Annotated in this window: 13 protein-coding genes; 8 read left to right on the forward strand and 5 right to left on the reverse strand. The window is 58.2% G+C overall.

What is annotated here, in order from left to right:
- Positions 1-29: 29 nt before the first annotated feature.
- The 3 genes from NW840_RS05000 to NW840_RS05010 form a co-directional block, all read right to left on the reverse strand.
- Complete coding sequence (locus NW840_RS05000) at positions 30-1,505, reverse strand: site-2 protease family protein (RefSeq protein ID WP_011432882.1); 1,476 nt, start codon at positions 1,503-1,505, stop codon at positions 30-32.
- 47 nt (positions 1,506-1,552) lie between these two features.
- Positions 1,553-2,644, reverse strand: a complete 1,092-nt coding sequence (acsF, locus tag NW840_RS05005; RefSeq protein ID WP_414342741.1) for a magnesium-protoporphyrin IX monomethyl ester (oxidative) cyclase — start codon at positions 2,642-2,644, stop codon at positions 1,553-1,555.
- Positions 2,645-2,748: 104 nt separating this feature from the next.
- Positions 2,749-7,356 carry a glutamate synthase-related protein gene (locus tag NW840_RS05010; RefSeq protein ID WP_414342742.1) on the reverse strand — a complete coding sequence of 1,536 codons (4,608 nt, stop codon included), beginning with the start codon at positions 7,354-7,356 and terminating at the stop codon, positions 2,749-2,751.
- A 285-nt stretch (positions 7,357-7,641) separates the two neighbouring features.
- Between NW840_RS05010 and NW840_RS05015 the strand changes: the two genes are divergently transcribed.
- The 4 genes from NW840_RS05015 to NW840_RS05030 all read left to right on the forward strand — a co-directional run bounded on the left by NW840_RS05015 (position 7,642) and on the right by NW840_RS05030 (position 15,485).
- On the forward strand, positions 7,642-7,857 hold the full coding sequence (locus NW840_RS05015; RefSeq protein ID WP_414329292.1) for an IS630 transposase-related protein: 216 nt from the start codon (positions 7,642-7,644) through the stop codon (positions 7,855-7,857).
- Between the two features lie 614 nt (positions 7,858-8,471).
- Positions 8,472-10,343: an excinuclease ABC subunit UvrC gene (uvrC, locus tag NW840_RS05020; RefSeq protein ID WP_414342744.1), complete on the forward strand. Its 1,872-nt coding sequence runs from the start codon at positions 8,472-8,474 to the stop codon at positions 10,341-10,343.
- Positions 10,344-10,549: 206 nt separating this feature from the next.
- Positions 10,550-13,759 (forward strand): PAS domain S-box protein, encoded by a 3,210-nt coding sequence (locus NW840_RS05025; RefSeq protein WP_414342745.1) that lies wholly within the window; start codon positions 10,550-10,552, stop codon positions 13,757-13,759.
- 37 nt (positions 13,760-13,796) lie between these two features.
- Positions 13,797-15,485 (forward strand): NAD+ synthase, encoded by a 1,689-nt coding sequence (locus tag NW840_RS05030; protein ID WP_414342746.1) that lies wholly within the window; start codon positions 13,797-13,799, stop codon positions 15,483-15,485.
- 220 nt (positions 15,486-15,705) lie between these two features.
- On the opposite strand, the gene NW840_RS05035 is transcribed toward NW840_RS05030, so the two are convergent.
- Together NW840_RS05035 and NW840_RS05040 are read right to left on the reverse strand one after the other, a co-directional pair.
- On the reverse strand, positions 15,706-15,858 hold the full coding sequence (locus tag NW840_RS05035; protein ID WP_011429120.1) for a chlorophyll a/b-binding protein: 153 nt from the start codon (positions 15,856-15,858) through the stop codon (positions 15,706-15,708).
- A gap of 116 nt (positions 15,859-15,974) precedes the next feature.
- Complete coding sequence (locus NW840_RS05040; protein WP_414342748.1) at positions 15,975-16,859, reverse strand: penicillin-binding transpeptidase domain-containing protein; 885 nt, start codon at positions 16,857-16,859, stop codon at positions 15,975-15,977.
- Positions 16,860-16,978: 119 nt separating this feature from the next.
- Between NW840_RS05040 and NW840_RS05045 the strand changes: the two genes are divergently transcribed.
- The 4 genes from NW840_RS05045 (at position 16,979) to NW840_RS05060 (ending at position 19,492) form a co-directional block, all read left to right on the forward strand.
- Complete coding sequence (locus NW840_RS05045; RefSeq protein WP_414329200.1) at positions 16,979-17,206, forward strand: photosystem I reaction center subunit IV; 228 nt, start codon at positions 16,979-16,981, stop codon at positions 17,204-17,206.
- A 50-nt stretch (positions 17,207-17,256) separates the two neighbouring features.
- A complete protein-coding gene (locus tag NW840_RS05050; protein ID WP_414342749.1) occupies positions 17,257-18,126 on the forward strand; it encodes a DNA-formamidopyrimidine glycosylase in 870 nt (289 codons plus the stop codon).
- A 61-nt stretch (positions 18,127-18,187) separates the two neighbouring features.
- Positions 18,188-18,790 carry a pentapeptide repeat-containing protein gene (locus NW840_RS05055; RefSeq protein ID WP_414342750.1) on the forward strand — a complete coding sequence of 201 codons (603 nt, stop codon included), beginning with the start codon at positions 18,188-18,190 and terminating at the stop codon, positions 18,788-18,790.
- Between the two features lie 105 nt (positions 18,791-18,895).
- Positions 18,896-19,492 (forward strand): response regulator, encoded by a 597-nt coding sequence (locus NW840_RS05060; protein ID WP_414342751.1) that lies wholly within the window; start codon positions 18,896-18,898, stop codon positions 19,490-19,492.
- Positions 19,493-19,562: the final 70 nt, after the last annotated feature.

Raw genomic sequence — 19,562 nt, forward strand, 5'->3', positions numbered from 1 at the left:
TCGCCGGCGGATCCTGGGCCTCTACCCCATCAGCCGTTGGGGAAATTGAGAAAGCCCGCCAAGGCCGGAGCAATCGGCAACAGGGTCATGACCATCAAAAAGAGGGCCAGCAATGCCAAAGCATCCCGCTGACCGTCGGTTTCAGTAATCTCATCCTGCGGTGGACGCTCTGGCTCGCGGGCGATGAACAGGATCAGCAGCGCCCAGTAGAGGGCCAAGACGTTGCTGATGGCCGCCACCGCCAAGGCAATCAGGGTGATGAAGGTGGCGCGGGCCGCCGTCTTCCGCCCGTACACCGCCTGCACAATGCGACCCCCGTCCAGCTGCCCTGCCGGCAGCAGGCTCAAGGCGGTGATTGCCAGGCCAATCCAGCCCACGGCAACAAAAGGATGAATGGGAACCAGCTCCGCCTGCAACTGGGATCCCAGCACCAGCCGCGCTAGGGTGCCTACCAGGATGGAGCTGCGGAAGATCTCCGTGGGCACATACAGACCCTCGGAGCCGGAGAGCTTCAGGCCAGCCAAGAGCACCAGCAGCGACAGGATCCCGCTCGCTGCCGGGCCGGCAAAGGCAATGTCGAAGAGGGCCTTGCGGCTGGGCACCGGCGATTGGATGCGGTTTAGGGATCCCAGCGTGCCGATCCCCAAGCTGGGGATAACAAAAGCAGGGCTGAGGCGCACGCCGTACTTGCCCGCCATCCAGCGGTGTCCGGTCTCATGCACCAGCAAGATGGCGAAGATCCCGGCCGCCACCGGCAGGGCTTCCACCCAGCGCCCTGGCGCATCCAACAGCCGGAAGCCCAAGAGATTGGCCCCCACCTCCAACGTGGCGACGAAGCTGAAGACCAGCAACGCCCCCGCCAGGATCTGCGCCCCCACGGAAGCGCGGTAATTGACGATGGGATCCGGCAAGACCACCACCGCCGGCTTTTCCGCCGGATCCTCCACCAAAAAGAGCTGGTAGCGACTGCCCACCTGCTCTTTGAGCTTCTCCACCAGCAGGGGTACCACCACCTCCGCCTCCTGGCGCAGGTTGCCCTTAAAAATCGCCCCTTCCCCATAGGGGACGGTCTCGGTGACGAAAAAGGTATCGAGGCCGAAAATAGACTGAATGGCCTGCAGATCCTCAGCCGAGATCCGCTGCAGAACCGCAGGCGCTTCCAAAGGCGCCTCCCCTGCCGAAGGGGCTTCCCCCTGCTCTTCCAGACGAGCCAACTGCTCGCGACGGGCCTGCAGCTCCTGTTGGGCCAACTGGCGGGTCTTGCGCCCCACAGCAATGTAAAGCCCTGTAAAGACCAACAGCAACACCAGGAAGCCTGCAAAATTGAGGTAGATCCCCAGCAGCAGCAGCCCCAGGAAAACCACCCACGGCAACAAGAGCAGGGATCCCTGTAACCACACCCAAACGGCTAAGGATCCCCGCCGACGGGCTCTCCAGAAGCCCCAACCCAAAAAGGCCAGCGTTCCCAGCAAAAAGAGCGGCGTAATCTCAGCGGCAATGTTCATGGCTGACCTATGAGGCTGTACGGGTACCAAGCTGAGGGCAAGACGGCTCAAGCAGAAACAGCCGTTCCTTCAAAACGGGGCTCCGGCTGCTCCCACAGGTAGAAGCCAGCTTTCCGAGGTTTCAGGAGGAACAGCCGCAAAAACTGATAGAAGTTATCCAAGTAGAGGGGCAGCTTGCGCAAACCCTTGAAGGGGCCGGATCCCCGGGCAATCTCCCTCAGCTTAGCGTTGTTGGCCACGCACTTTTGCAGCCGCCGCACAAACCCAGGGTTTTCCACATCCAACACCACCGGGAACACCTTGGCCGCCTCGCGGTTGGTCTTGTAGATTACCTCCATGTCATAAGTATGGGGATCCAGCCCGATGAGGCGGTAGAAATCGGGGCGCTCTCCCACATCATTGAGGTACATGGTGGCGAACACCGACAGCAAGAAGAAGCGGCACCACAGCTTGGCCACCCATCCCTTGAGCAGCCGCGGCTGGCTTAGGAGCATGAGCGCAAAGAAATCGCCGTGGCGGTTCTCGTCCTGGCACCAGTTCTTGAAGAAGTTGAAGATCGGGTAAACGCGATCCTCGGGGTGGGCCTCCAGGTGGCGGTAGATGAGAATGTAGCGCCAGTAGCCGATCTTCTCCGAGAGATAGGTGGCATAGAAGATGAAACGCGGCGCGAAATAGGTGTAAGACTTGTGCTTAGTGAGAAAGCTCAGGTCGAAGGCCATGTTGAAGTCGCCCATGGCGCGGTTCAGAAAGCCGGCATGGCGGGCCTCATCGCGGCTCATCAGGGCAAAGCACTCGGCCAAAACGGGGTTGGTCTCTTTTAGCTTGCGCGACAGCTCCTTGTAGAGGAGAAAACCGGAGAACTCGGCTGTACAGGAGCGCTCCAAGAACTCCACAAACAACCGGCGCGCCTGCGGATCCAGGCGGCTTTCCCAGTCTTGGTTGAACTCCTCACCCCGGACGAAGTGATGGCGGTTGTAGTCGGCGCGAAACTCCTGCAGGATGGCCCGGAAATCGGCCTCTCGATCCCCTAAGCCCATTTTGCCGATGGCCTCGAAATCGGTGGTGTAGAAGCGCGGCGTCAGGATGGTCTCGGTGGGCACTCGCGCTTGAGTTTGAGCAGCTTGCAAACTGGGACTCATAGTGATTTAAAGCGGATGAAAAGGCCAGGTATACTCTCGCAGTTTACCAGCCTCTCTGGCCGTCGTGGGGATAAGAAGTGTTACCGGCAGGCTCTGAGAGATCCTTAAGACTCCACTGCCAGCGGCTGGGATCGCAAGGGATCCGTCAGCTCGCTGCCCTCCTCCGAAGGCGGGATCACCTGCCAAAACAGAGGCAAATAGGATTCCCAATTTTGCAGAATGCGCTCCGCTTTGGGGGAATGGGTGCGGCGATAGTGCTCTTGGATCAGGCTCTTCAGTTGTGCCTCTGCTGCTGCTGTCTGCACCCGCTGAATGCGCACGATCTCCCCGTTGACCTTGGCGGGGAAGTTGCCCTCCTCATCCAGCACATAGGCCAGGCCGCCGGTCATCCCCGCTCCCAGGTTGCGGCCCACCCGCCCCAGCACCACCACCACCCCACCGGTCATGTACTCGCAGCAGTGGTCGCCGGATCCCTCGATCACCGCCTGCGCTCCCGAGTTGCGCACCGCAAAGCGTTCCCCCGCCTGGCCGTTGGCAAACAGGGATCCGCCCGTGGCCCCGTACAAACAGGTGTTGCCCAGGATTACATTTTCCGCCGGATCGCGGGGCGCCTCAGGGGGAGCCAGGATGACGATCTCGCCGCCACACATGCTCTTGCCCACGTAGTCATTCGCTTCTCCTGTCAGGGTCAGGCGCATCCCCGCCAGTGTAAAAGCGCCAAAGCTCTGGCCGGCGCTGCCGACAAAGCGCAGATCCAACTGCCCCCCCTGTTGGGCGAAGCCGGTATCTCCGTACAAGCGGGCCAAGGTTCCGGCAATGCGCCCGCCCACACAGCGGTCGGTGTTGGCGATAGGGATCTCCACCGTGGCCGTGCCGCAGGTTTCCACCGCCTTCTGCACCTCCGGCTGAGCCAGGATCTGCTCATCCAGCACCGGGCCGTTGGAATGCACCGGCTCATGCTCCAACCAGTCGGGCAGGGTGTTGGGATCAAAACCGGGGGGAGTTCGCAGCAGACACTCCAAGTTCAAGGATGGGGTTTTCTGGAGAACGGCATCGGCCCGCGGACAGAGCAGATCCACCCGTCCAATCACCTCCTTCAGAGAGCGGTAGCCCAGTTGCGCTAAGACTTGGCGCACCTCCTCCGCCACAAAGGTGAAGAAGGTCACCACGTGATCTGGCGTGCCGGGGAAGCGCTTGCGCAACTCCTCCTTCTGGCTGGTCACTCCCACAGGGCAGTTGTTGGTGTGGCACACCCGCGCCATGATGCACCCCTCCGCAATCATGGCCACCGTGCCAAAGCCAAACTCTTCTGCCCCCAGCATGGCCGCCATCACCACTTCCCAACCCGTGCGAATGCCGCCATCCACCCGCAGGATGGAGCGCTGCCGTAGGCCGTTTTCCAGCAGGGTATGATGCACCTCCACCAGGCCCAACTCCCAAGGTGCCCCGGCATGTTTGATGGAGCTCAAGGGGGAAGCCCCTGTGCCCCCTTCATGGCCGGAGATTTGGATGATGTCGGCGTTGGCCTTGGCTACTCCTGCCGCCACCGTGCCGATGCCCACCTCCGCCACCAGCTTCACCGACACCTGTGCCTGGGGGTTCACCTGGTGCAAGTCGAAGATCAACTGCGCCAGATCCTCGATGGAGTAGATGTCGTGGTGGGGCGGCGGCGAGATCAAGGTCACCCCCGGCTTGGAGCGGCGCAGCTTGGCGATGTAGGGGCTGACCTTTTTGCCCGGCAGTTGCCCCCCCTCGCCCGGCTTGGCCCCCTGGGCAATTTTGATCTCAATTTGCCGCGCGTTGAGCAAATACTCCGGTGTCACGCCAAAGCGGCCCGAGGCCACCTGCTTCACCGCCGAGCTGGCGTTGTCCCCCATCCGCAGTCCCTTCAGGTGGGGAAAGCGGGCCGAGGTGCCATCTGGGCCTACATCGGTGATGGGGAGGTATCGTTCCGGATCTTCCCCGCCTTCACCGGAGTTGGACTTGCCGCCGATGCGGTTCATGGCAATGGCCAGGGTCTCGTGGGCCTCGCGGCTGAGGGCCCCCAAGGACATCCCACCTGTGGCAAAGCGTTTGAAAATCTCCGACACCGGTTCCACTTCCTCCAAGGGAATGGGATCCCGGTCGCTGCGGAAATCCAGCAGGTCTCGCAACGCGGTGGGGGTGCGGCTGCGCAGGTGCGCCCTGTAGATCTCATAGTGGGCAGGCTGACCCGATTCGATGGCCTTGTGCAGCAGTTTGGCCATTTCTGGACTGTTGATGTGGTATTCGCCTTTGGGCCGCGCCTGGATAAAGCCAAAGTTCTCCAGCTTTTTCGAGGTGAGTTCGGGAAAGGCCCGCTGGTGATTCACCATGCCCTCGCGGGCCAGATCCGCCAGCGTCATGCCTCCCACCCGCGACACCGTGCCGCGGAAGGCCAGATCGATCACCTCTTGGCTCAGGCCAATGGCCTCGAAAATCTGCGCTCCGTGGTAGCTGGAGAGCAGAGAAATGCCCATTTTGGAAAGAATCTTGAGCAGCCCTGCCTCAATGGCGGCGCGGTACTTCAGTTGCACCTCGGCCAGGGAAAGCTGGGGCAACTTGCCGGCAGCCATCTGGGTTTGCGTCTTGGGCTTGTGCCACCACTGCCGCACAGCTTCATAGGCCAGATAAGGACAAACGGCGCTGGCCCCGTAGCCGATCAAGCAGGCAAAGTGGTGGGTGCTCCAGCATTGGGCAGTCTCCACCACCAGGGAAGCGCGTAGGCGCAGCCCCTCCTGGATGAGGTGATGGTGGATGGCGCCCACCGCCAACAGAGGTGGGATCAGAGCCTGCTCGGCATCAAGGCCGCGATCCGAGAGGATTAAAATCTCAGCTCCCCCCCGCACTGCCTGAGCCGCCTGCTGGCAGAGGGCCCGTACCTGGACCTCCAGTCCTTCTGGGCCGGCAGCCACCGGGTAGAGAATCGGGAGCGTGTGGCAGGGAAAAGGGGTATGCTGCAGAGCGGCCAGCTCCGCTTCGTTGAGCACCGGGCTGCGCAACTGCAACAGGCGGGCATGCTCAGGGCGGATCTCCAGCAGGTTGCCCTTGGATCCCAGATACACATCCAAAGACATCACCAGGCTCTCCCGCAGGGGATCGATGGCAGGGTTGGTGACCTGGGCAAAGCGCTGCTTGAAATAGTCGTAGAGGGGATGAGGCTGGGTGGACAGCACAGCCAGCGGCGCATCGTCCCCCATGCTGAAGGTGGGCTCCTTGCCCGTAGCCGCCATCTCCTCGATGATCATCTCCACATCTTCTGAGGAGTACCCGAAGGCGGTTTGGGCTTGTAACAGTTGTTCTTCCGAGAGGTGAGGGGTATTTTCAAAGCCTTGGGTGCTGAGCTGAACGCGATGGGCTTTGAGCCATTCGCCGTAGGGGTGCTGGGCTGCCACCTGGGTTTTGATCTCCCAGTTTTTGCAGATTTGCCCGCTCTGCAGATCCACCGTCAGCATCTGCCCCGGGCCTAGCCGCCCTTTTTCCAAAATGTCGGTCTCCGGCAGAGGAACCACGCCAGCTTCCGAGGCCACCACCAGCAGACCATCGCGGCTGCGAGCGTAGCGGGCTGGGCGCAGGCCATTGCGATCCAACGTGGCCCCGATGGTTTTGCCGTCGCAGAAAACCACCATCGCCGGGCCATCCCAAGGCTCCTGCAGGCCGCCGAAGAACTCGTAGAAATCCACCACTTCCGGGTGATTCTGCAGTTCTGGCTGGTTGCGATAGGCTTCCGGGATCAGCACCATCATCGCCTGCTGAGTGGAGTAGCCCGACTGAATCAACAGCTCAAACACAGCGTCCAGACCTGCTGAGTCGCTGGTGCCCGGGTCAATAATCGGCTTCAGATCCTCGACCGCTGTACCCCAGCGGGGATGGGAAAGGGTTTGTTCGCGGGCGGCCATCCAGTTGACATTGCCCAGGTAGGTGTTGATCTCGCCGTTGTGGCAGAGGTAGCGGAAAGGCTGAGCCAGCGACCAACGCGGCAGGGTATTGGTGCTGAAGCGGCGGTGGTAGGTGGCGTAGGTGGTGGTGTAGAGGGGGTTTTGCAGATCTCGATAAAACTGGCCCAGAACCGACGATTGCACCATGCCTTTGTAAACGACAACCCGGCAGGACAAAGAGGCAAAATACAGAGCATAAAAGCCAAACCGAGCCTCTACCCGCCGCCGAATGCGCCGCCGCAACAGATAGAGCTGCTGCTCTAGCTCGTCTCCTTCCAGCGTGGGATGGGTGAGGAGCATCTGCCAAATGGAGGGCATGGTCTGCCGCGCCATCGGCCCCAGGCAATTGGGATTGACCGGTACCTGCCGCCAAACCACCCGCTGCCAGTCGGTGGTGGTCAAGTACTCATCGATCACCTGCTGCACCGCCTGACACTCAGCAGGATCCTGAGGCAAAAAGACCATCCCCACCGCGCTGTGAGTGGGATCCCAAGCTCGAATTTCTTCCCTCTCTGCCTGCAACAGCGACCAGGGGATTGCCGTTGCAATGCCCGCCCCATCACCGCTCTGGCCGTCGCCGCCACAGCCACCCCGATGTTCCATACAGGTGAGGGCCTGAAGGGTTTTCTGCAAGAGGTCGTGGCTGGCTCTCCCCTGCTGATTCACCAAAAAGCCGACCCCGCAAGCATCCCGCTCTTGAAAGTGCCAGTTTTCCTGCAGGATAGGGGCCGAGACCTGAGAGGGATGGGGATTCATAGGAGTAAAAACAGTTTGGAATAAATCACGCTTTCAGAGGTGGAAAACCAGCATATCGCACTCCAATCCGACAGGAAAAGGGGGGCAGTCTCAAGTCACGGCTGGCTCTTGCCAACAGGGCAACCGTTGGGGCAATCGGATCAGCGAAGTAAAGACAAAAAAGCTCGCCATGAACAGATTTTTCGAGTTTCTTCTGCAGCTTTCCCCGACGGACTGCGGACGATCTGAGAAAGCTAGGGCGAATGCGCCAGCTCACACCGGCTCCGCTCGCTGGCAACTGGCCCTGTGGAGAACTGCGGTAGGGAGACAGCCGTAGGGTATGTCCAGGAAGAGGGCAACCCCACAGATGTACAACAGATGTACAAAGTCAGGCGTGCAACGGTCTATCGCTGGCTGAACCTAGAAGACCTCAGGCCGACAAAAGTCAAGACCCAGAAGCCAAAGATAGACTTGGCCGCCCTGCAGCAAGACATAGGCCAGGATCCAGGAGCTCAATTGTAAGGATAGAGCTCAGAGATTCGGGTCGCGCCAGCGGGACGGAGCCCTTGCCCTATTGACTATACTGGTGGTGCTCTGGGAGCAATGATACTATTACCCTAGATTTTTCGTGTTTCTGAGTAAGCTCATGCTGACTTGCCCAAGCCGTCATTCTTTTAACTTAGATACGACAAGATCCATAATGGAAAGCAGCATTATCGATGCCAGGATTGTCACAGGCAATTTATATCTGAATCTACTCAAAAGATTGTCTCAGAAGTCAATATATCCCTAGTTAATAAACTTAAGCGACTTTCCATTGCTGCTATATCTTATGTAAATGAACTACCAGAACTCTGGACAAAATTACGTTAATCACAAATCAACTTATCCTTCCCAAATCATGGAGGTCTACCCGTCAAAAGAGGTACTTTGATCCTGCGATGCGACGAGCTATTGCCATTTGTGCTAGCAGGTTGGAGCTTGAAAGCAGGACGAGCTTCCCAAACTTGTTCAGAATGATTGTTCAGAATGACTGTGTCTCCACATGGGTTGGAGTCAGTGTTGCCGAGAAAAGCCATATCCTTGCTAGATTGAAGTCATGGGATCCCTGACTCTACCCGGTAGAACTGAACTTTATGACCGTCCCTCTGATTCACAGCCGTGACGTTCTAGAGAGCCGTCTCAAGGAGATTCCTGCTGAACCCGGCGTGTATTTAATGCGAGATGCCACGGATCAGATCCTCTATGTAGGCAAGTCCAAGAAATTGCGCTCTCGAGTGCGATCTTATTTCCGCTTCACCGGCGACCTGTCCCCTCGCATTCAGCGCATGGTAGCTCAGGTTTGCGAGATCGAGTTTATCGTAACCGACAATGAAAGTGAAGCCCTAGCCCTAGAAGACAATCTGATTAAGACCCATCAGCCCCCTTATAATGTTCTCCTTAAGGACGATAAAAAGTATCCCTATTTGTGTATTACCTGGTCGGAGCCTTATCCCCAGCTTTACATCACCCGCCATCGTCGCCTTGATCGAAATCAAGACAAATACTATGGCCCCTACACCGATGTTGGCCTGTTGCGCCATACCCTTGGGTTGGTCAAACGGATTTTTCCCTTGCGCCAACGGCCCAAACCTCTGTACAAAGATCGCGCCTGTTTGAACTACGACATTGGGCGCTGCCCCGGGGTATGCCAAGGCTTGATCAGCCCAGAAGAGTATCGCAAAACGCTGACTCAAGTGGCCATGATCTTCCAAGGCCAGACAGATGAGCTGATCCGAGAGCTGCAGGAGAAGATGATCCAGGCCGCCGAACAGGAAAATTATGAGGCAGCCGCACGATATCGGGATCAAATTCGCGGTTTGGAACAATTGGGAGAATCCCAGAAGGTCTCTTTGCCTAACTCTACCGTCAGCCGTGATGCTCTGGCCTTGGCCATGAATGATTCACGAGCCTGCATTCAATTGTTTCAGGTGCGGGCAGGCAAGTTGGTGGGGCGGCTGGGGTTTGTGGCCGAAAATCGGGGCGATGATCCGGCGTTGATTTTGCAGCGGGTTCTACAAGAGCATTATCAATACTGTGATCCGGTGGAAATTCCCTCTGAGATTTTGACCCAGTATGAATTGCCCGATCACGATTTTCTGGAGTCTTGGCTGAGCCAGAAAAAAGGCCGCAAGGTCAGCCTTGTTGCCCCCCAACGGCAGAGCAAAGCTGAGTTGATCGAGTTGGTTGAGCGGAATGCACAACTGGAGCTAACCCGCACTCAGCGCTTGGCGGATCGGGATGCCGCGGCCTTGGAGCGCTTGGCAGAAGTCTTGGATTTGCCGGATGTGCCCCGCCGTCTAGAAGCCTACGATATTTCCCACATCCAGGGATCCGATGCTGTGGCCAGTCAGGTGGTGTTCATCGATGGCCTGCCTGCCAAACAGCACTACCGCCGCTACAAGATTCGCAACCCTGAGGTGCGCCCCGGTCACTCCGATGATTTTGCCAGCCATGCAGAAGTGGCCCGGCGTCGCTTCAGCAAAATGACCCCTGAGGATCAGCCGGATTTGGTGCTCATCGACGGGGGCAAGGGGCAGTTGTCGGCAGTCATGGCCGTCTTGGCAGATTTGGGGCTGGATCACCTGCCGGTAATTGCCTTGGCCAAACGAGAAGAAGAGATCTTTCTGCCGGGGGATCCCGTGCCCCTGCGGTTGCCGGCCCAAGATCCGGCTCGCTTGTTGTTGCAACGCCTGCGAGATGAGGCCCACCGATTTGCTCTCGCCTTTCATCGCCAGCAACGGAAAGCGCGTCAGCATGCCTCTACGCTGGACGAGATCCCCGGCTTGGGCAAGTATCGGCAAAAGCTGCTGATGGAAGAATTTCGGTCGATTGCCCGCATTCAGGTGGCCTCAGAAGACCAGTTGGCTCAAGTGCCCGGCATTGGCCCGAAGATTGCCCGACAGATTTACCGCTACTTTCACCCAGAAACTCAGGCGGGATCCCCGGAGACAGCGCAGGTGGAGTAGTTGAGAATCCGCGCAGGGATCCCTGCTCCCCCAGCACTCGGTGGGGTGATATCCACAGAAACCTAAGCGCCCTTCCTCGCCCGTGATTTTACGGGGTTAGGGGGGAACTTGTAGTGCGGGAAACATCGCTTAAGGCAGAAATGATACATAATCTCAGGGTCAGACGTTCTTAGTGCCCTGGTACTGCTTGCCAATAGGGGATCCTGATGCTGGCCGAACTTGATGTGCTCCTGGAAAATGCCCCCATTGGGATCTTTCGTGTGGATCTGCAGGGACGATACCGGTTTGCCAATGCCAAGCTTGCCGAGATATACGGCTATACTTCCTCTGCCCATTTGATGCGCCATCTGTCGGATTTTGGCCATCATCTCTATGCTGACGCTGCCGGTCGTCGCCAGTTTTTCCAGGATTTGCTTGCAGGCAAAGTCGGCGACGGGAGAGTGGCGCGAGAGTTTTTGATCCACAGTCGCAAGGGCTTGGACTTGTGGGTGCGAGAACAAATTCAAGTTGTCCGCAATCCGGCAGGGGATCCCCTCTGTTTTGAGGGGTATGTGGAAGACATCACGGCACAGAAGCGGGCTGAACAAGCGCTTGCAGAGAGCCAGCTCCGCTACGAAAGGCTGGTTTGCGCTATCCCACAAACCTTAATGATCTTTAGCCAAGAAGGCCAATGCCTAGAGCTGATTTCTTCCCCGGAGAATGCTTGTGTTGCCTCACTCCCAGCAGAGCACCTTCAGGGAAAAGCAGTGCAAGAGCTGTTCGGCCCTGAGGTTAGCGACCAACTCCGGAGGCTGATTGACCGTTGCTTGAGCAGCGGATCCCGGCAAACCTTGGAATATCCCCTAACCAACTCAGCGGGAGAGCTCCGTTACCAAGAAATTTGCATAGTTCCCTACGGAGCAGATTGCGTGCTTGGCTGCATTCAAGATATCACCGAGCGCAAGCGGCTAGAGCTGGCCTTGTTGGAGATTCAACAGCGATTCTGGGGAATTGTGGAGTCCTGCAATTTGGGCATCTCTCTGCTGCCTCTTGAGCCAGAAGCTAGTCCGCATGGCATGAACTCAGCCCTCAAGGATATAACAGGATATTCTGCAGAGGAATTGAAGGCTTTGCCTCTGGAGGCTTGTATCCCAGACTTGGCCGATGTTGAAACTCTAAAAAAACTTTGGCAGGAGTTGGTTGATGGCCGGCGCAGTCATTATGAATGGGAACATCGCTACACCCGTAAGAATGGCCAAATCATCTGGGTAAAGTCTCAGGTTTATGTTGTGAGAGATGAAGAACAAAAGCCTCTATTTGCCGTTCACTTCCTGGATGATATTAGCGAGCGCCGATCCATCAAATCTGCTCTTGAGGAAATTCAAAACCAATTGCAGGGGATCTTCAACTCCTGTAGCCAAGGGATTGCTCTGATGAGCCTGGATCCTGATCCCCAGTATCTCAGCCTCAACCCGGCAATGGCAGAGATTACGGGGTATAGCGAGGAAGATTGGTCAGCTCTGAAAGCGGAAGATTACACTCCCTATCCCGAAGACCGAGAACGGGGCGAGATACTCTGGAATGAACTGCTTTCCGGGTACACCAACAACTATGAATATGAAAAGGTGATTTGCCGTAAAGATGGCAGAGAGATCTGGGTTCGCTTACAACTCTTCGCGGTGCGAAACGCTCAAAACGAGCCTCTGTTTGCCATCCAATTTCTAGAAGATATTTCCGAGCGAAAAAGGGCCGAAACTCACCTGCGAGAAAGTTTGGCCGATCTGGCCCGCAGCGAAGCACGTTACCGCGCTCTTTACGAAGCGATCCCAGATATGCTTTTGCAAGTGGATCGGCAAGGGCTAATCCTGTCCTACAAGCCCCCCAAAGGATTTGCATCGGCCTATCCCGATGACCGCTATCCTAACCAGTACATTCAGGATCTGTTTCCAGAGCATTGGAAAATCTACTTTGCTCCCTTGTTGGAGAAAGCCTTTCAAACGGGAGAAATTCAGGTTATTGAATATCCGCTTCCCAAAACTTCTCAAGACACTGCGGAAGCATTGCCGGAATATCGCGAGGCCCGTCTGTTGCCCTTTGGGCCGGATGAGGCCATTGTTTTGGTGCGTGATATTACTCTGCGTAAGCGTTTGGAGCTGGCCCAGCAAACACGAGAAGCTGAATTAACAGCCCTGGTGCAACAGCGAACCCAGCAACTGGAACGCAGTCTGCAGTTTGAATCGATTCTGCGCCGCCTTACCCATCAGATACGGGCAACTCTGGACGAAAAGCAGATCTTGCAGACGGTTGTGAACGAGCTGGGGAAATTTTTGGGCGTTCTTTTTTGCAATGTCGGCCTTTACGATAGCCGCCGAACCTACTCCCTGATCAGCTATGAATACACGACGCTTTCGACCTCTGGGATCGGCGCTCGGGTTCAGATGAAAGATTTTCCCCTCTTCTACGAACAGCTATGGCGAGGCTGGTGCTTTCAACTGTGCGCTCGGGATCGCCAACGGGATCCCGACACTTTGCCCCCTTATTTGACCAAGCTGGCCTGCCCCATTGCGGACGATCAGGGCATTCTTGGGGATCTGTGGCTGGCTCGGCCTCCTGAGGAGAGTTTTAGCGATTGGGAAATCGATTTGGCCCAGCAAATGGCGGCCCAGTGCGCGATTGCCTTGCGACAGGCCAGGCTCTACCTCAGCAGCCAGGCTCAGGTGACGGAATTGAAAAAGCTCAGCCAAATTAGGGATAACTTCCTGGCCGCCGTCTCCCATGAGCTGCGCACTCTCCTCAACAGCATGAACCTCTCGGTTCACCTGTTAAGGTTAAGCCATCAAACCTCCCCCCTTACCCCTAAGCAAATTCAATATCTTGAGGTTCTGGAGCAGGAGTGCAAGCGAAAGATCTCCCTAATTAACGATCTTCTGGATCTACAAACTTTGTTGGGCGATAGGCTTACGCTGCCCTCTGAGAAGGTTAACTTGCCTTTCCTTTTGGCACCTCTCATCAATCGGTTCCAAGACCAGATGCGCAAGCGGCAGCAAACTCTACAAGTTCACTGGGATCCCCACCTGCCCTATCTGCACACCCATCCTCGCCTGTTGGAGCGCTTGGTCTGTGAGCTTTTGACCAATGCCCACAAATTCACGCCCGCCGGCGAACACATTGTCCTAGAGGCTGTTGCTTTAGGTTCCGACCGCTGGGAGCTGCGCTTGACCAACACGGGCACCACCATTCCCCTCGAAGAACAAGAACGCATTTTCGAGCAGTTTTATCGCATCCCCCACTCGGATCCCTGGCAGCAGGGGGGAACAGGCTTGGGATTGGCTCTGGCCCAAGCCATTGCCAACCACTTGGGCGGCTCTTTGCAGGTGGAAAGCACTGCCCACCAAACCACGTTTATTCTTCGCTTGCCCGCAGCAGAATCTTGTTGACGATTCGGTTTGGGCCACTTATGGTGAGATTTACCATATGGGGGGCAGGGTGAAGGTAGCGCTGTTGCAACTGAACTACATCGTCGGCGATCTAAGCGGAAATGCCGAGCGCATCCGTTCGGCAGTCGAGGCAGTGGCGGCGGCGGGAGCAGAGTTGGCCATCACCTCGGAGCTGGCGTTGCTGGGATATCCACCCCGCGATTTGTTGCTCTACCCGGCCCTGATCGAGAGAGCGAACCAAGTTTTGCAGCACTTGGCCAGTCGGCTACAGGCCAGCATTCCGGTGGTCGTGGGATCCGTGCAGCCCAATCCTCTGCCTGAGGGTCGGCCCCTTTACAATGCTGCTGCCTGGCTGGAGGGGGGCCAGATCCGCCATTGGTTCCAGAAGTCGCTCTTGCCCACCTACGATGTCTTCGACGAAGATCGCTATTTTGAGCCGGGATCCCAGCCCCAACCCATCGAGTACCGTGGCCGCCGCCTGGGCTTTACCATTTGTGAAGACATTTGGAACGACCGGGATTTTTGGCAGCACCGTCGCTACCACTGGGATCCGGTGGAACAGATGGCCCGCTGCGGTGCCGACCTGCTGATTAACCTCTCGGCCTCCCCCTTCAGCCTGGGCAAACAGAAGTTGCGGGTGGAGATGCTGGGCTCCCTGGCCCGCAAGCACGCCCTGCCCATTCTCTACGTCAATCAGGTGGGGGGCAATGATGATTTGATCTTCGATGGGGCCAGTTGCGCCCTAGATCGCTGGGGTCGGGTTGTGGCCCAAGCGGCTGCCTTTCAGCCGGATCAGCTCATCCTGGATGTGGACGAGTTGACCCAGTCTCCCAACCCAGACCAGAATCCACCGACTACGGGATCCCGCTGGCCGACCGAGCCGGAAGCTGAGCTGTACGAGGCGTTGGTTTTGGGCACCCGCGATTACGTCAGCAAATGTGGCTTTCGCGAGGTGCTATTGGGCCTGTCGGGGGGGATCGACTCTGCCGTCACTGCTGTGATCGCCGCCGATGCCTTGGGGCCGGAGCGGGTGCTGGGGGTGCTCATGCCCTCTCCCTATTCCAGCCCTGGCAGCCTGACCGACGCCTACCAACTGGCGCAAAACCTGGGGATCCCGACCCTGAAGCTGCCGATTCAGTCCATCATGGAGAGCTACCACCAGCTTTTGGCAGAGCCCTTTGCCGGCCTCCCCCCAGACATCACGGAAGAAAACCTGCAATCTCGCATTCGCGGCACCCTCCTCATGGCCCTTTCCAACAAGTTCGGGCGGCTGCTGCTGACCACAGGCAACAAATCAGAGCTAGCAGTGGGCTACTGCACCATTTACGGGGATATGTCCGGCGGCCTGGCGGTGATCTCCGATGTGCCCAAGACCTGGGTGTACCGCTTGGCTCGCTGGATCAACCGACAGCAGGAGCGGATCCCGCTTGCTACTCTGACCAAGCCCCCCTCGGCAGAATTGCGACCCGGCCAACAAGATAGCGACAGCTTGCCCCCCTACGATTTGCTGGACAAGATCCTGCAGCGGCACATCGAGCAGCATCAATCCAGCCCCGAGTTGGTGGCTCAAGGGTTCGATCCCGACACGGTGCAGCACGTGCTGCGGCTGGTTCAGAATGCCGAGTTCAAGCGACACCAAGCTCCCCCTGGGCTACGCATTACCGATCGCGCCTTCGGCACCGGCTGGCGCATGCCAATCGCCAAGCGGCAGGAAGGGATCATCTAATGGAACTAGTGGGATACCCTCACACCAGCTCCTCCCTCAGAGGGAGAAAGGGAAAGATTCGGCGCTGTCGGAATTGCTTGGAGTAGTTGGTGCCCGCTCAAGCCTTGTTGCCATTCAGAACGGCTACAACTGGTGCAGTCAAGCTTCCTGCTCAATACAATAAAGGGCCTGCAAGCCAGCAGACCCAAGGAAAAGCCAAAAGGCGGTAAGTTGAGGTCTCTTAGATCAGGCCCAGCCAGGAAGCAACGCCTTGGCCCGTCACCGCTTCGATGACAATGGCCAACACGAAGCCAATCATGGCAGCCCGACCGTTGAGGCGCTCGGCATACTCGTTAAAGCCAAACTTGGGCTCAGACAAATTGGGATTAGACATGAGAACCTCCAGGGTAAATGGGAACGACGGGGAGTGGGATCCGTAAAGAACGAAAACGAGAACGGCACTTGACCTTCAGTATAGTTTGCATTTCTTCATGATCGCAAGCAAGGTGGTCACCCGCTGCCGATGGCGGCGATGATCTGCCGCGCCAGGGGAATGGCCGCCTCATAGGCTTTGCCCTGATGCAGGTGCAGCACCAGCGTCCAGTTGGGATCCGGCAGGGGCCAAAAGGCCAGCAACCAGGCTTGAAAATCTTCTGCCCAGAGAATTGGTCGTCCTCGTCGTTGAGGATTGAGGATGGTGCCAGACTTGGCTGCCACTGGGATCCCTTCTGGGGCAATGCCGCGACAGGTGCCCGCTGTTGCCGCCAGGCTCATGCCGGCATGGAGAGCCTCCCAAATCCAAGCCGGTAAAGAGAGGGCAGGCAGGGAGACCTCGCCAGAAAGGGGAACACCGCGGCGGGCAATCACGCCCCCATAAACCAACAGCTCCCAGGGATCTACCGGCCCAGCCAGACCGGTCGCCAAGAGCGGAGCCGGAGTTGTATTCTGCACACTCCCTAGGCCGAAGCGCCGCAGCCACTCCACCAGGGTATCGGCCCCCAGCTCCCAGCCCAACTGGTAAAAATGCACGTTGCAAGAGTGGGCCAGGGCCTGGCGCAAGTTCAAAGCCCCATGGCCGCGGGGATCCCAGCAGGGTAGGCGGCCCAACCCCAGTTGCGGCGGCGGATCCCACCAACCCGGACAGTGGATCAAGCGCTCCCCAGAGCTGATCCCGGTCTGCAGAGCAGCGGCGGCAACGGCGCATTTGACGGTTGAGCCAGGGCTGGCCCTGATTCTGGAAGCCTGCTCCGGCTGCCAAACCCTTGTTAAACGACCGGTGTTCAGGTTGAGGACGGCGGCAAAATCGCGCGGATGGGGCAGCCCTGCAGATTTCCCCTGCAAGCCCCAGGTCAAAGCAGAACCCAACAGCCAGGCTCCACAGGTGCGACGGTTCATCTGCTGTTGGCCCCGAAAACCCAGCCAGACAAAAGCGGATCCCTGTTACAAAAATTCGGAAATCGCAGCCTTCTCACGGACTAGGGTAATCTGAGTTCAGGTCAATGGAGATAACCCTCATGGCAATTCAGCGTGGTGCCAAAGTCCGTGTGCTGCGGAAAGAATCCTACTGGTACCGGGATGTGGGAACGGTTGCGGCGGTGGATACCAGCGGCATTCTTTACCCGGTGATCGTCCGCTTTGACAAGATCAACTACTACAACATCAACACCAACAACTTCCGCGAAGATGAGCTGGAAGTGTTGGAAGCTCCCAAGGCCAAGGCCAAAGCCGCTCCGGCCAGCTAAACCAACAAGGGTTCTGATGCCGGGGACTGTGTTCTTGAGCAAGTCGTTCTGTGCCTGAACTGCCGGAAGTTGAAACAGTTCGGCAAGATTTGCAACGCCTCACCTTGGGGCCGCGGATACTTGCGGTGGAGGTGCTCCTGGCCCGCACCATTGCCTACCCTGCAGGGGAGATGTTTGGGCGGAGCTTGATTGGCACCCGTTTTACCCAGTGGCAGCGGCGAGGAAAGTATCTCCTGGGATCCCTGGATTCGAGAGCTGTTCTGGGCGTGCATCTGCGCATGACCGGGCAGTTGCTCTGGGTGCAGGGATCCACCCCTTTATCAGCTCACACTCGTGTTCGTTTGGCCTTCGAGGAAGGGTGGGACTTGCGCTTTGTGGATCAGCGCACCTTTGGCCAGATGTGGCTGGTGCCCGCCGGTGTTGAGCTGGAGGCGGTGATCCCCACCCTGCAGACCTTGGGGCCGGAGCCCTTTTCGCCAGCTTTTTCTGAGGCCTATTTCCAGGCTGCCCTGCAGAAGAGCCGCCGTCTTATTAAAACCGCGCTGCTGGATCAATCGCTGGTAGCCGGGGTGGGCAACATTTACGCCGACGAAGCCCTGTTTCTGAGCGGCATTCACCCTTTGACGCCAGCAGTTCAGCTTTCGGATGTGGCCAAGGCACGCCTGCGAGAAGCTTTGATCGAGGTGTTACGGGCCGGGCTGGAGCAGCGGGGCACCACCTTGCGGGATTACCGGGATCTGCGTGGGCTCAACGGCAACTACCAGGGGCAGGCGTGGGTGTACGGTCGGGAAGGGGATCCCTGTCGCCTCTGTGGCACCCCAATTCAGCGGATGAAGCTGGCAGGTCGGTCGGCTCACTTTTGCCCCCACTGCCAGCCACTCAAAACCCCCCTCTCCCTTGGGGAGAGGGGTTGGGGGTGAGGGGGAGCGCTTGGGCTCCGGAGCAGCTACCATCGCCAGTGCAGGGGATCCGGTGAAAAGAATGGCATGGCTCCGGTTCACAAAGCTCTGGGGTGGGGCGAGTTTGCTCGGCTGGGTGGTCTTCCCAGGGGCTTCGGCCTTTGCCCAACTGGAGTTGGATGCCCAACTGGGCCGCTCCCAAATTGTTTTTCCCAGCAAAGATTGCCCCGCCTGCAACCTAACGGGGGCAGAACTGCCGGGAGCTGACCTCAGTGGGGCCAACCTAAAAGAAGCGATCCTCAGACAGGCCAATCTCCAAGCTGCCGACCTCTCCCAAGCAATCCTCAATCTGGCCGATTTGAGAGGGGCCAATCTGAGTGGCTCAGCTCAGGCAGGGGCTTTCTTGTGGGAAGCCGATCTGGCGCAGGCCAACCTGCAGCAGACAGATCTGACGGGTGCCAATCTGCAGGTGGCCAACTTAAGCGGGGCCGACTTGCGTCGAGCCATCCTCACCGGCGCCGACCTCACAGGGGCCAAGTTACACAATGCCGATCTGCGGGGGGCCGACCTGCGAGGCGCTTTTCTGGAGGGGGCGGATCTGACCGGCGCCCTGTACAATGCCCAAACCCGGCTGGATCCCACCTTTGACCCCCAGGCCCGCGGCATGGTCTTGGTGAAGCCATAACCCCCCTCTCCCCAAGGGAGAGGGGCTGGGGGTGAGGGCGCTTTATTTGGGATCCCCCCTTGGGCAGATTAAAATCAGCACCCCCCTCGGCTGGGATCCCCTGCCATGACTTCCCCTGTCCGCGTTCTCATTGCCGACGATCATCCCCTCTTCCGGCTGGGGCTGAAGTTTGCCCTGCAAGCCCAAGGATTTGAGGTGGTGGCCGAAGCCGAGACGGGATCCCAGGCCGTCAACTGTTGTCGCAGTTGCCCCATCGACGTAGCCATTTTGGATGTGCGCATGCCGGATGGGGATGGGATCGCCGCCTGCCAGCAAATCACCGAGCTGGGCCTGCCGGTGGTGGTGGTGATGATGACCACCTTTCAGGAGCCGGGTCTGATTGAGGCAGCCCGCCGCGCCGGGGCCAAAGGCTACCTTTCCAAAGAGACCGACCCGGCGGAATTGGCCCGCGTCATCCGTCAGATTTTGTCCAACCCCGAACGAGACTGGCTGCCTGCCCGACAGGAGCTGCCCAAGCTCACCCCCCGCGAGCTGTGCGTGCTGCAACTGATGAGCGAGGGCCTGGCCAACAAACAGATTGCCCGCCGTCTGGGCCTAAGCATCGAAACCGTCAAAGAATATGCCAGCACCGCCTACCGCAAGCTGGATGCTAGCGACCGTGTCACCGCCCTGCTCAAGGCGCAGCAACTGGGGATCTTGTGAATTGGAGAAAGGGCTTGGGGATTCCCCCCAGAGGTGGGGATTTGCGGCGGCCATGATCACCGCCATACTG

This window comes from Synechococcus sp. R5-13 (genome assembly GCF_047462015.1).
Lineage (GTDB): Bacteria > Cyanobacteriota > Cyanobacteriia > Thermostichales > Thermostichaceae > Thermostichus.

Excerpts from the sequence above, each read along its gene's own strand:
- NW840_RS05045 (WP_414329200.1), top strand. The coding sequence starts at position 16,979 with ATGGCAATTCAGCGTGGTGCCAAAGTCCGTGTGCTGCGGAAAGAATCC.
- NW840_RS05030 (WP_414342746.1), top strand. The coding sequence starts at position 13,797 with ATGGGGGGCAGGGTGAAGGTAGCGCTGTTGCAACTGAACTACATCGTC.
- acsF (WP_414342741.1), bottom strand. The coding sequence starts at position 2,644 with ATGAGTCCCAGTTTGCAAGCTGCTCAAACTCAAGCGCGAGTGCCCACC.
- NW840_RS05035 (WP_011429120.1), bottom strand. The coding sequence starts at position 15,858 with ATGTCTAATCCCAATTTGTCTGAGCCCAAGTTTGGCTTTAACGAGTAT.
- NW840_RS05000 (WP_011432882.1), bottom strand. The coding sequence starts at position 1,505 with ATGAACATTGCCGCTGAGATTACGCCGCTCTTTTTGCTGGGAACGCTG.
- NW840_RS05010 (WP_414342742.1), bottom strand. The coding sequence starts at position 7,356 with ATGAATCCCCATCCCTCTCAGGTCTCGGCCCCTATCCTGCAGGAAAAC.
- uvrC (WP_414342744.1), top strand. The coding sequence starts at position 8,472 with ATGACCGTCCCTCTGATTCACAGCCGTGACGTTCTAGAGAGCCGTCTC.
- NW840_RS05060 (WP_414342751.1), top strand. The coding sequence starts at position 18,896 with ATGACTTCCCCTGTCCGCGTTCTCATTGCCGACGATCATCCCCTCTTC.
- NW840_RS05025 (WP_414342745.1), top strand. The coding sequence starts at position 10,550 with ATGCTGGCCGAACTTGATGTGCTCCTGGAAAATGCCCCCATTGGGATC.
- NW840_RS05040 (WP_414342748.1), bottom strand. The coding sequence starts at position 16,859 with ATGAACCGTCGCACCTGTGGAGCCTGGCTGTTGGGTTCTGCTTTGACC.
- NW840_RS05055 (WP_414342750.1), top strand. The coding sequence starts at position 18,188 with ATGGCATGGCTCCGGTTCACAAAGCTCTGGGGTGGGGCGAGTTTGCTC.